Consider the following 11,269-nt stretch of genomic DNA (forward strand, 5'->3'; position numbering starts at 1 on the left):
GCCGGGGCCGGGCGGGATCACAAGTCAGGCAATGGCCGGGTTCACGTTGGACAGGAAGTGATACAGCGCCTCGGTATCCAGGGGCTTGGGCATCGGGAACAGCCCCATCCGCGCGCAGCGTTCGCGCAAGGCGGGCGAGCGGTCGGCCGAGATGATGCGCGCGGGCCGCCAGCCGAACCGCTTGCGCAGCATCGCCGCCAGATCCAGCCCGTCCACGTCGTCGTTCAACTGATAGTCGATCAACATCGCGTCGGGCACGAAGTCCATCTCGTCGATCAGGGCGATGGCGTCGTCGGGGCCTTCCGCATCCAGCACGGTGATCCCCCAGCCTTCCAGCAGCGCGACCATCGCGCGGCGCAGTTCGTGGTCGTTGTCGACCAGCAGGACCAGCAGCCCCGCCCCGGCCAGGGACGGCAGGTGGCGCGGATCGCCGTCATCCTGGCGCGGCCCCGGATCGGTGGCGGCCAGCGGCACCGTCACGCGAAAGACGCTGCCCCGCCCCGGACGCGACACCAGATCCAGCTCGTGCCCCAGCCGGGCGCAGGCGCGTTCGACGATGGCCAGGCCCAGCCCCATCCCCTCGCTGGCCGAGGCGCGGCGGTGCAGACGGCGGAATTCCTGGAAGATCACCGCGCGGTCCTCGTCGCGGATGCCCGGCCCGCTGTCGCGGATTTCGATGCTGACCCGGTCGGCCCGGCGGCGGGCGCCCACGAAGACCCCGCCCCGGTCGGTATAGCGGATCGCGTTCGAGATCAGGTTCTGCACGATCCGTTGCAGATACAGCCCGTCGCTGATGACATGCGCGCCGGTCGGCCGCACCCGGAAGCGCAGCCCCTTGGCCGCCGCCACCGGCGCAAAGCTGGACGCCAACGAGGCCAGAATGTCGTTCAGCGCCAGATCGCCCTGCTGGATCTGCTCCTCCTCGGTGTCCAGGCGGGAGATGTCCAGCAGCGCCTCGATGATGCGCTCGACATTGGTCAGCGCCTCGCCCGCCTTCTGGACATTGGCGTTGGTCCCGGCGGCATCGGCGGCCGACAGATACAGCTTGGCCGCCGACAGGGGTTGCAGCAGGTCGTGGCTGGCCGCCGCCACGAAGCGCGATTTCGATGCGTTCGACCGTTCCGCCCGCGCCAAGGCGTCGCGCAGTTCATCGGTGCGGGCGGCGACGCGGGCCTCCAGTTCCTCGTTCGCGCGGGCCAGGCGGCGCAGGGCGTCGCGTTCGGCGGTCACGTCGGTCAGCGACACGACGAAGCCGTCGTCCGGCAGGCGTTGGGCAAAACCGTCCAGCGTCAGCGTGCCGCCCTGCTGGACCAGTTCGAAGAACAGTGCCTCGGGCGCCGCGCGGTCCTGCATCCAGCCCGCGATCCGCGCGGCGGATTCGCCGTCCGCCAGCCGGAAGGATTGCAGCAGCAGGTCGGTGACGCGCTGGAACCGCGTGCCCAGCGTGAAGGTCTGCGGCGGCAGCGCGGTCAGGATGCGGAACCGCCGGTTCCAGCCCGCCAGCAGCCCCTGCGCGTCGAAGATCGCCACCCCCTGGGCCAGATGATCCAGCGTGGCGCGGATAATGCGGCCCTGGTTGTCCAGCAGCCGCTCGCGCTGTTCGCGTTCGGCGCGCATCAGATCGGACACGTCGGTCTGGACGATGGCGGTGCCGGAATTGGCGGTGCGGTGTTCCGAGACCTGCATCCAGCGGTCGTCGGTCAGCGCCAGGTTGAAGATCACATGATCGCGCCGGTGCCGCCGCATCCGTGTCGCCGCCCAGTCCTCGGGCGTGTGGCCCGAGGGCAGGCGCAGCATGGGCGACCGGCTGACGACGCGGATATAGTCGGCAAAGCGCATCCCCGGATGCAGCGCGGCGCGCACGTCGGGCATCTGCCAGCAGAACCGGCCGTTGAACAGCAGCAGCACGTCGTCGACGCCGAACAGGGCAAAGCCTTCCTGGACGGCCTCGATGGCGCTGGCCAGATCGCGGCGCGCGGATTCGATCTGGGCATTCGCGGCCGACAGCTTGGCGTTGGATTCGTTCAGCAGCCGCAGCGCGCGTTCCAGTTCGCCGGTCCGGCGGCGGACCTGATCCTCCAGCACCACGGCGCGTTCGAACTGCGAATAGGCGGCGCCGTCCCGGTCGGTCTGGGTTTCCACCCGCCGCATCAGCACCGCGCTGATCTTTTTCAGCCGGGCGATCTGGACATCCAGAGGCTCGGCCGGATCGACAAGGTTGTCCATCAGCGGTCCCCTTCGGGCGCATAGATGGCGACGCCGGTCATGGTCAGGTTCACATGCATCGCCCCGAACTGTTCGCCATAGGTCGAAAAGCCGGTGACGTTGTGGCGCGCCAGAACCTGCGACACCTCGCGGGTCTGCTGTTTCTGCTGCGCCTCCATCCGGCGCAGGATGCAGTCGCAGGCCAGGATGCTGTCCACCGGCCCGGCGTCGGCCAGCCGCGCCAGGTTCGATTCCAGCGACCGGGCGATGTCGCGGGGCGTGGCCAGCGTCAGCACCACGCCTTCGTCGATGGCGGAAAAGAACACCAGGTCGGTGCCGTTCTCGACCCGCTGGATGGACCGGACATGATAGCGCCCGCCGACCCGCACGACCAGCGGATGGGCGGCGAAGGTGAAGGGATCCAGCTGCCCGGCGGGCTTGCCCAGCAGGCGCGCGTATTCGACGGCGGCGGGGGCGGCGTTGATCTCGCACACGCGGCGCTGCGCGGGATCGGCGCCGGTCACGACCATCTGGCCCGCCCCCGCGTCCAGGTGATCGAAGCTGAAGACCCGGATCGGGCAGCGGGTGCGCAGGAAGGTCAGCAGCGCCGCATTGGTGCGGACCCGCGCGCCCTGGGCCAGATAGCTTTGCCCGAAGCGCGTCCCGTCCCCCGCCGATCCGCCGAACAGCGGCACCGGGCCAAGCCCATGTCCCACCACGGCCATCAGCGCGTCCTCGCGCAGCGTGCTGCCGTCGACCATCAGATAGGCGAATTCGTGCACAAATCCCGGATGGCTTGCGCCCAGCCGCTGGCGGGCGCGGATCATCGCGTCGATCAGGGCGGCAGGCTCGATCCGGTCCAGATCCGGGACGGCGATGGTCTCGGCCGCGAAGTCGCCGGCGGGAAAGCCCACCGCGATGATCCGGTCCTCGACATAGCCGCCGGCGATCTCTCCTGCCGTGGTGCAGCCCAGGACGGGCGTGGCGCCGAAGGCGCGGGCGGCGGCGGCCATGGTCGCCGCGAAATCCGCCGTGGGCGACACGAACAGCAGCGCCAGCGCCAGATCCGGTCCCAGGTCGGACGCCAGACGCGCCGCCGCGCCCGGATCAGCCGCAGGAGCCTGCGCCCGGCGCAGGATGGCCCCCGCGCGTCCCGTCCTGTCCGCTGCCGCCCGCACCGGGTCGGCGGCGGGATCCCCTCCATCCATGTCTTTGCCCGTCCGCCCCTATCCAGGCGGAAAGGATGTCACCGCGCGGCAAGGCTGTCAAACCGTGCCGCCTGCGCGGCCAGCACCGCCTGGGTGCGGGTCTGCACGCCCAGTTTGCGCATGATGACGGTGACATGCGCCTTGACCGTCGATTCCGCGATGTCCAGGTCATGGGCGATCTGCTTGTTCAGCTTGCCTTCGGAAATCAGCGACAGGATCCGCGACTGCTGGGCGGTCAGGCTGTCCAGCCGGTCGCGGGTCAGGGCCAGCGGCCGGGCGGCGGCGGGATCGGCGGGGGCAAAGCCCTCGGGCAGATAGATCCCGCCCTGGGCGATGCGGGACAGCGCGTCCTGGAACACCTGCCGCTGGCTGTGCTTGGGCACATAGCCCGAGGCGCCGAATTCGATCGCCGCATTGACGATGGCCGGGCTGGTCAGCGACGACACGATCAGCAGCGCCGCGTCGGGCGCGGCCTTGCGCACCTTCAGCAGCCCGTCCAGCCCATCGGCGTCGGGCAGGTTCAGATCCAGGAACACCGCGTCGGGCTGCGGCCCCGCCGCCAGCTGGCGCAGGCAATCGGCGATGGAACTGGTGGTGCGGACGCTGCTGATGCCGCCGACGATCTGAAGCGTGATCGACAGGGCGTCGCAGAACAGCGGGTGATCCTCGACGATCAGGACCGAGGCGATGGGGCGGGGCGGGATCTGGGTCATGGCGGGTGCCCTTGGCGGTTTCGGTCAGTCTAGGACAGCGGGGGCCGCCCCGTCCACGGCACAAAGGCTGGCGCCCAGCGGCAGCGGTTCGACACGCTGCAAGGGGCGGCCGTCCCCGGCCCAGTCGTCGACGCCGCCGGGATACCAGCCGATCTCCTCATGCCCCAGGGCGGCGATGTGCTGGACGGCATTCCAGCTCATCCAGCAGTCGGTCTTGCAGAACAGCACGATGGGCCGCGCCTTGGGACAACCCGCCAGCGAGGCTTGCAGACCGGCGGCGATGCGCGGGTCGGGGCGTCCCCGGCCGATCTCGGGCAGCCACTGCGCGCCGGGAATCGTGTCATGGGGTTCGGCGACGATCCACGCGCCGTCCGGGGCGATGGCATGGCCCGGCGCCGCCATCGCGTCGATCAGCAGCGCGCCCGCCTCCGCCATCGCCGCCACCGTCCCGGTATCCACCACCCGGCCCCCCGGCACCTGGTCGGGGACCGGGGCGCGATAGGCGCCGATCCGCAGCCCGGTGGCCGGGTCGAAGACCTGTTCGGCCCCGGCGGCAAGCGGCATCAGCGCGATCAGCGCGGCCGGGATCAGGCGCGGCATGTTCATCGCCCCAGCTTTCCACAGCCCCCGCCCGGCCACCAATTCGACCTTCGGCCTAAGACCCCCCGCGTCGGGCCGACCATTGGAGAATTGCCGGAATCCGCCCGCGCTTCGATCCTGTGCCGAACGCGACGAATGGGGAGAACTGATGCGCAACGCGACGATCCTGGCCGGGTTCGGCCTTGTCCTGGGCACGGTGGCGGCGCTTGGCCACGGCGATACCGCCCCGCAGGCGGTGGACACCGCGGGCCTGCCCGAACTGCCCGCCGAGATGGCGGCCGAAAACCCTTGGCGCGAGGCCGCCCCCGAGGTGCTGTTCAAGGCGGTCGAGGTCGGCGCCAAGGGCTATAACAGCAACTGCGCGCGCTGCCACGGGCTGGAGGCGATCTCGGGCGGGCTGGCGCCGGATCTGCGCTATCTGGAGGCCAACGAGTTTGGCGACGAGTGGTTCCTGGACCGCATCCTGCACGGCTATGAACAGAACGGCGCGGTGAAGATGCCGCCCTTCGAAGGCATCCTGAACCAGCAGGCGATCTGGGCGATCCGCACCTATATCGAAACGCGGGCCGACGATGTCGAGATCGCCGAGCAGCAGGGCAAGCTGACCGAGTTGCGCGACAGGCTGGCCGCCGTGGCCGAGGATCATTCGGCCGCCACCGCGCTTGCGACCGAACTGGCGGCGGCGGGCGAGGGTTTCGAGCCGCTGTCGGGCGCGCCCCGCGCGATCACGCCCTTCGACGAGGCCGCCTGGCAGTTGTCGTCCCAGCCGCCGCATGTGAAGGCGGCCATCGAAACCCTGACCGCCGCCGTGCGGAACTGACGGGACGCGGGGCCGTGCCGGCGATCCTCTGCGACAGGCTGCCGGGGGGCGGCGCCGGGCTTGCCGCCTTCGGCGGCGGGCTGACCCGGCCCGAGACGCTGGACAGCGGCATGTGGGACATGCACCGCGCCGACCTGCTGGGCGCGCCGGACACCTGGCGCAGCGATCCCGGCCTGCGCCTGCTGGCCCCGCGGAACGCCGAGGATGCGCGCCACGTCCCGATCCTGGCCGATGCGACCGGGCTGGGCGCGGTGGAACGGATGGTCGTGACCATCGACTATAGCCCCTTCCCGCTGGCCCTGGTCTTTCACCCCGGCCGCGCCCTGCCCCTGCTGGGGTTCGGCGTGAAATACGAGATCGCGGGACCGATCCGCGCCTCGGCCCTGGCGGGCGGGGGCTGGATCATGGGCGGGGCCTTCATCGACGCGATGGGCGGCGGCTGTTCGGCCCCCGCCGTCACCCATGCCCGCCCCGACTGGCAGGACGGTTTCGGAGAGATGCGCGCCCGGCTGTGGCCCGACACGGGCCGGCTGCGCGTCGGCATCCGCCATCCGATGGATACGGGCCTGGCCGACGGCGTGCCCGCCCATCACCTGTCCGAACTGACCCTGACCGACATGCGCGGCGACCGGATCGCCCGGCTGGAGATCCACGAGCCGCTGGAAGAAAACCCGGTCCTGACCTTCCTGCTGCCCGCCGATCTGGCGCAAGGCCCGATCGGGATCGCCGCGCGCGACACCGGCGGCTTCCGCTTTTCCGGCGAGGTCGCGGCATGAGGATCGGACGCCGCCAGGCCCTGCTGGGCGCCGCCGCCGCCACGCTGCTGCCGATCCCGGCCCGCGCCGCGCCGGACTATCTGCTGGCGCCCCGGCAGGTGGCGGACGGGCTGTGGCTGTTCGAAGGCGCGCAGGACAGCATCACCCGCGGCAATGGCGGGGCGATCGGCAACGTCGCCATGCTGGAGACGCCGGAAGGCGCCGTGGTCGTCGATACCGGCGGCACCGCCCGGCACGGCGCGGCGCTGCGGGCCTTTGCCGACCAGCGGCTGGGCGGCGTGGCGGCGGTGCTGAACACGCATCACCACCCCGACCACTGGTTCGGCAACCAGGCCTTTGCCGACCGCCCCATCCATGCCCTGCCCGGCACCATCGCCGCGCAGGCCGCCGGGGCGCAGGCCCTGGCGGACGGGCTGTACCGGATCCTCGGCGCCTGGATGCAGGGCACCGCTCCGTTGCCCGCCCAGGTCGCGGCGGGCGACGGCGTGCTGACCCTGGGCGGGCGCGGGCTGAGCCTGATGGCGATGGCGGGCCACAGCCAGGCCGACCTGGCGCTGATCGACCAGACGACCGGCACGCTGATCGCGGGCGACCTGCTGTTCCTGGACCGCGCGCCCAGCTTTCCCGATGCCGATATCGCCACCTGGCGCGGGTCGCTGGGGCGGCTGGCGGCGCTGCAAGTCACCGGCACCATCCCCGGCCACGGCCCCTTCCGCCGCGACAGCAGCGCGGCGGCGCAGACCCTGGCCTATCTGGACGCCTTCGCCGCCCGCATGGACGCCGCCGCAGCCCTTGGCCTGTCCCCCGCCGAGGCCCTGGCCGCCGGTCCCATGCCCGCCTTCGCGGCCCTGGCCGCCAATCCCGCCGAATACCGCCGCGCCACCGTCCAGCAGTGGCGCCAGCACGAGATCAGCGCCCTGCCCGTCGTCGGGGGCAGCGTCTGACAGACGACCCAAGACCAAGATTGCCATCAAGGAGGAGAGAATGCGCAAATCTTTCATCATCCCGTCGGTCAGCGCCCTGGCGCTGCTGGTGGCGGGCGGCCTGGGCGCCGCCATGGCCAAGGATGTCACCTGGGAAGACATCCTGAACGACCACGAGACGACCGGGGACGTGCTGATGTACGGCATGGGCAACAACGCCCAGCGGTATTCGACCCTGACCCAGATCAACGCCGAGACCGTCAGGCACCTGCGTCCCGCTTGGGCGTTCTCGTTCGGGGACGAAAAGCAGCGCGGCCAGGAAACCCAGGCCATCGTCCATGACGGCACCATCTACATCACCGGCAGCTACAGCCGGATGTGGGCGCTCGACGCCAAGACCGGCGAGCGGAAATGGAAGTTCGAGGCCCGCCTGCCCGACGACATCCGCCCCTGCTGCGACGTGATCAACCGCGGCGCCGCGATCTATGGCGACAAGGTGTTCTTCGGCGCCCTGGACGCCAGCATCTATGCGCTGAACAAGGACACCGGCAAGGTCGAGTGGCGCGAGAAATTCGCCGATCACAAGGTCGGCTACACGCTGACCGGCGCCCCCACCATCATCAAGGACGCCGAGACCGGCAAGGTGATGCTGATCCACGGCAGCTCGGGCGACGAATTCGGCGTCATCGGCAGGCTTTACGCCCGCGACCCCGACACCGGCGAGGAACTGTGGATGCGGCCCTTCGTCGAAGGCCACAAGGGCACGCTGGCGGGCGCGGAAAGCACGCCGACCGGCGATCCCTCGGCGCCCAGTTGGCCGGTCAATCCCGACGGGTCCAAGGTCGAGGCCTGGCACCACGGCGGCGGCGCGCCCTGGCAGTCGGCGGCCTTCGATGTCGAGACGAACACCATCGTGGTGGGCACCGGCAACCCGGCGCCCTGGAACACCTGGGCGCGGTCGCAGGACGGCAACTTCAAGGATTACGACAGCCTCTATACCTCGGGGCAGGCCTATGTGAATCCGTCCAACGGCGAGGTCGTGGGCTTCTATCAGCACACGCCGAACGACGCCTGGGACTTTTCCGGCAACAACGAGATCATCCTGTTCGACTATACCGACAAGGACGGCAACACGCATCGCGCCGGCGCCCATGCCGACCGCAACGGCTTCTTCTATGTCACCGATACCGACAAGCTGGCGGAACGCGGCACCGACATCAACAAGCCCACCGCGCTGCTGAACGCCTTCCCCTTCGTGGACGAGATCACCTGGGCCAAGGGCATCGACCTGGAAACCGGCCGCCCGATCGAGGTCGAGGGCCAGCGGCCGCCCCTGCCCGAGGAGGGCGAGACGAAGGGCGCCACGATCCAGGTCACGCCGCCGTTCCTGGGCGGCAAGAACTGGAACCCGATGGCCTATTCCCGCGACACCGGCCTGTTCTATGTCCCCGCCAACAACTGGACCGAGGATTACTGGACGGAAAACGTGACCTATCAGGCGGGCGCCGCCTATCTGGGCCAGGGCTTCCGCATCAAGCGGCTGTATGACGACCATATCGGCACGCTGCGCGCCTTCAACCCGGCCACCGGCGAGAAGGTCTGGGAACACAAAGAGGAATTCCCGCTGTGGGCAGGCACCCTGGCAACGGCCGGGAACCTGGTCTTCACCGGCACCTCGGACGGCTATGTCAAGGCCTTCAACGCCCAGACCGGCGAAGAGCTGTGGAAGTTCCAGACCGGGTCGGGGATCGTCAGCAGCCCGATCACCTGGGAACAGGAGGGCAAGCAATACCTGGGCATCGCTTCGGGCTATGGCGGCGCGGTGCCGCTGTGGGGCGGCGACATGGCGCAGCTGACCACCCAGGTCAGCCAGGGCGGATCCTTCTGGGTCTTCGAGATCCCGAACGAACTGCTGGCCTCGGCCGAATAACCATGCGGCGGGGGCATCGCGCCCCCGCCCGTCTTCACGGGGAAAGACCCATGCATCGCCATTCCATCGCCCTCGCCCTGCTGCTGGCCGCGCCATCCGCCCCTGCGGCGCTGGCCGATCCCATGCAGGTCGCGCCGGACACCAGCTACCCGATCATCGTGGACAGCGACGACCGCCCCGACGGCCCGCAGACCATCAACGGCTGCGAGTTGAAGCCCGGCGCCTTGTGCCCCGGCGCGGATCTGAGCCATCAGGATCTGTCGGGCCTGAACCTCAACGGCGCCGACCTGACCGGCGCGCGGCTGGTGCGGGCGAACCTGCACGGCACGCTGCTGAAGGGCGCGACCCTGACCGGGGCGGACCTGCGCGGCGCCGATCTGTCGGAAAGCTATCTGCAAGGCGCGACGGTGCGTCAGGCCGACCTGACCGGGGCGGATATGGACTATTCGCGGATGGCGGGGATCGACCTCAGCGGATCGGACCTGACCGCCGTGTCGATGGAGGCCGTCTGGGCCAGCAAGGCCCGGCTGGTCGGCACCACGCTGGTCGCCGCGAACCTGTCCGAGGCAAAGTTCTATCATGCCGACCTGGCCAATGCGACGCTGAGCGACAACACCAACCGCTTCACCATCTGGGAAGGCGTCCACATGGAGAACTGCACGGGATGTCCGGTCGACTGGTGATCTGGCTGGCGATCCTGGCAGCCGGAGGGGCGGCGGCTGCCGCCCAGGCCGATCTTGCCGCCTGCCGCGCCCTTCCCGACGATGCGGCGCGGCTGGCTTGCTATGACGCCCTGCCCCTGCCTGGCGCCACGGCCTTCCAGGGCAAGGGCAGCGGCATGGCCGGGCCGTTCACCGTCACCGGGCCGCGGACGCTGGGCTTCGCCAGCGACGACGCGATCCTGGTCGCCTATCTGCTGGACGACGCCACGGGCGCCGTCGTCCAGAACCTGCATCACGGCGGCGCCGGGATGGGCCATTTCCTGATCGAGACGCCCGGCACCTATCGCGTTCAGGTCAACGCCTCGGGCGGCTGGCGGATCGAGCTGTCGGCGCCCTGAGATTACCTTCCCAGGGAAGGCGGCAGGCGCGGGTGTCGGTTCGCGGTCCAGTTCGCCGTCCGCGGGGCGGCATCGGGGGAAACCCGCGCCGGGATCCGGCCGTTCACCCAAGCGGGCGGGGCATCTCGGGCCCGCAGGAAGCCGCAAGGGAAAAGCCATGCCAGACAGGTTCAAGGTCGGCGATCGCGTCCGCTGGAATTCCGAGGCGGGCCATGTCACCGGCCGCATCACCAGGATCCATACACGCGATTTCGACTACAAGGGGCATCGCCGACGCGCGTCCGAGGACGATCCGCAATACGAGATCCAGAGCGACAGGACCGACCACATCGCCGCGCACAAGGGCAGCGCCCTGCAGCGGATCTGACGCGTGCAGCCCGTCTTCACCATCGGCCATTCCGACCGCGACCCGTCCGAGGTGATCGCGATGCTGCGCGACGCTGGCGTGTCGCGGCTGGCCGATGTGCGCGCCTTTCCCATGTCGCGCAGCAATCCGGGCTTCAACGAGGCGGCCCTGGCCCCCCTGCTCGCGGCGCATGGCATCGAATACCGCCATCTGGCCGCGCTTGGCGGGCGGCGGCGGCGGGTCAAGTCGATCCCGCCGCAGGTCAACGCGCTGTGGCGCAACGCCAGCTTTCACAACTATGCCGACCATGCGCTGACCCCGGCCTTCCGCGCCGGGCTGGACGCGCTGCTGGACTGGAGCGCCCGGCGGCGCTGCGCCATCATGTGTTCCGAGGCCGTCTGGTGGCGCTGCCACCGCCGCATCGTCGCCGACTGGCTGATCGCCGCCGGGCGCGAGGTCTGGCACATCATGGCCCAGGGGCGGCTGACCGCCGCCACCCCGACCCCCGGCGCGGCAATCGGCCCGGACGGCAGCGTGACCTATCCCGCGCCGCCCGCCGCCGCCTGACCCAGCAGGGCCGCCGCCCGATCCGCCTGCCCCGCAGCGATCAGCGCGGCCAGCAGCACCCGCGCCTGGCCGGGCCGCAGCACCGGGGACAGCACCGCCCCCGCGCGCAACAGGTCGTGCC

Annotated in this window: 12 protein-coding genes; 8 read left to right on the top strand and 4 right to left on the bottom strand. The window is 70.3% G+C overall.

Going from position 1 to position 11,269, the window contains the following annotated elements:
- Positions 1-24: 24 nt before the first annotated feature.
- From PARHAE_RS15120 to PARHAE_RS15135, 4 genes are read right to left on the bottom strand one after another with little or no spacing between them, the layout of a single operon-like run.
- Positions 25-2,226 (bottom strand): hybrid sensor histidine kinase/response regulator, encoded by a 2,202-nt coding sequence (locus PARHAE_RS15120; protein WP_164555271.1) that lies wholly within the window; start codon positions 2,224-2,226, stop codon positions 25-27.
- Positions 2,226-3,413: an FIST N-terminal domain-containing protein gene (locus PARHAE_RS15125; protein WP_126155411.1), complete on the bottom strand. Its 1,188-nt coding sequence runs from the start codon at positions 3,411-3,413 to the stop codon at positions 2,226-2,228. The genes PARHAE_RS15120 and PARHAE_RS15125 overlap by 1 nt, the downstream gene beginning before the upstream one ends.
- 38 nt (positions 3,414-3,451) lie before the next feature.
- The gene (locus PARHAE_RS15130) at positions 3,452-4,126 is read right to left on the bottom strand and encodes a response regulator (RefSeq protein WP_126155412.1); all 675 of its coding nucleotides are present in this window, start codon (positions 4,124-4,126) and stop codon (positions 3,452-3,454) included.
- A gap of 24 nt (positions 4,127-4,150) precedes the next feature.
- Positions 4,151-4,732, bottom strand: a complete 582-nt coding sequence (locus tag PARHAE_RS15135; RefSeq protein ID WP_126155413.1) for a rhodanese-like domain-containing protein — start codon at positions 4,730-4,732, stop codon at positions 4,151-4,153.
- Positions 4,733-4,874: 142 nt separating this feature from the next.
- Here PARHAE_RS15135 and pedF point away from each other — a divergent pair, with 142 nt between their 5' ends.
- From pedF to PARHAE_RS15175, 8 genes are all read left to right on the top strand, one after another.
- A complete protein-coding gene (pedF, locus tag PARHAE_RS15140) occupies positions 4,875-5,546 on the top strand; it encodes a cytochrome c-550 PedF (RefSeq protein WP_126155414.1) in 672 nt (223 codons plus the stop codon).
- Positions 5,547-5,560: 14 nt separating this feature from the next.
- Positions 5,561-6,322: a quinoprotein dehydrogenase-associated SoxYZ-like carrier gene (locus PARHAE_RS15145; RefSeq protein ID WP_241232839.1), complete on the top strand. Its 762-nt coding sequence runs from the start codon at positions 5,561-5,563 to the stop codon at positions 6,320-6,322.
- Positions 6,319-7,266 (top strand): quinoprotein relay system zinc metallohydrolase 1, encoded by a 948-nt coding sequence (locus tag PARHAE_RS15150; protein ID WP_126155415.1) that lies wholly within the window; start codon positions 6,319-6,321, stop codon positions 7,264-7,266. The genes PARHAE_RS15145 and PARHAE_RS15150 overlap by 4 nt, the downstream gene beginning before the upstream one ends.
- Positions 7,267-7,306: 40 nt before the next feature.
- Positions 7,307-9,175 (top strand): PQQ-dependent methanol/ethanol family dehydrogenase, encoded by a 1,869-nt coding sequence (locus PARHAE_RS15155; protein ID WP_126155416.1) that lies wholly within the window; start codon positions 7,307-7,309, stop codon positions 9,173-9,175.
- 50 nt (positions 9,176-9,225) lie between these two features.
- Positions 9,226-9,858, top strand: coding sequence for a pentapeptide repeat-containing protein (locus PARHAE_RS15160; protein ID WP_241232840.1), 633 nt, complete (start codon positions 9,226-9,228; stop codon positions 9,856-9,858).
- Positions 9,840-10,235: a hypothetical protein gene (locus PARHAE_RS15165; protein ID WP_126155417.1), complete on the top strand. Its 396-nt coding sequence runs from the start codon at positions 9,840-9,842 to the stop codon at positions 10,233-10,235. Before PARHAE_RS15160 ends, PARHAE_RS15165 begins: the two co-directional genes overlap by 19 nt.
- 157 nt (positions 10,236-10,392) lie before the next feature.
- Positions 10,393-10,602 carry a hypervirulence associated TUDOR domain-containing protein gene (locus PARHAE_RS15170; RefSeq protein WP_126155418.1) on the top strand — a complete coding sequence of 70 codons (210 nt, stop codon included), beginning with the start codon at positions 10,393-10,395 and terminating at the stop codon, positions 10,600-10,602.
- Between the two features lie 3 nt (positions 10,603-10,605).
- Complete coding sequence (locus PARHAE_RS15175) at positions 10,606-11,148, top strand: DUF488 domain-containing protein (protein ID WP_241232841.1); 543 nt, start codon at positions 10,606-10,608, stop codon at positions 11,146-11,148.
- Positions 11,149-11,269 lie beyond the last annotated feature (121 nt).

The organism is Paracoccus haematequi (genome assembly GCF_900631945.1).
In the GTDB taxonomy this organism is placed as follows: domain Bacteria; phylum Pseudomonadota; class Alphaproteobacteria; order Rhodobacterales; family Rhodobacteraceae; genus Paracoccus; species Paracoccus haematequi_A.

Excerpts from the sequence above, each read along its gene's own strand:
- PARHAE_RS15165 (WP_126155417.1), top strand. The coding sequence starts at position 9,840 with ATGTCCGGTCGACTGGTGATCTGGCTGGCGATCCTGGCAGCCGGAGGG.
- PARHAE_RS15120 (WP_164555271.1), bottom strand. The coding sequence starts at position 2,226 with ATGGACAACCTTGTCGATCCGGCCGAGCCTCTGGATGTCCAGATCGCC.
- pedF (WP_126155414.1), top strand. The coding sequence starts at position 4,875 with ATGCGCAACGCGACGATCCTGGCCGGGTTCGGCCTTGTCCTGGGCACG.
- PARHAE_RS15125 (WP_126155411.1), bottom strand. The coding sequence starts at position 3,413 with ATGGATGGAGGGGATCCCGCCGCCGACCCGGTGCGGGCGGCAGCGGAC.
- PARHAE_RS15170 (WP_126155418.1), top strand. The coding sequence starts at position 10,393 with ATGCCAGACAGGTTCAAGGTCGGCGATCGCGTCCGCTGGAATTCCGAG.
- PARHAE_RS15160 (WP_241232840.1), top strand. The coding sequence starts at position 9,226 with ATGCATCGCCATTCCATCGCCCTCGCCCTGCTGCTGGCCGCGCCATCC.
- PARHAE_RS15135 (WP_126155413.1), bottom strand. The coding sequence starts at position 4,732 with ATGAACATGCCGCGCCTGATCCCGGCCGCGCTGATCGCGCTGATGCCG.
- PARHAE_RS15130 (WP_126155412.1), bottom strand. The coding sequence starts at position 4,126 with ATGACCCAGATCCCGCCCCGCCCCATCGCCTCGGTCCTGATCGTCGAG.
- PARHAE_RS15155 (WP_126155416.1), top strand. The coding sequence starts at position 7,307 with ATGCGCAAATCTTTCATCATCCCGTCGGTCAGCGCCCTGGCGCTGCTG.
- PARHAE_RS15150 (WP_126155415.1), top strand. The coding sequence starts at position 6,319 with ATGAGGATCGGACGCCGCCAGGCCCTGCTGGGCGCCGCCGCCGCCACG.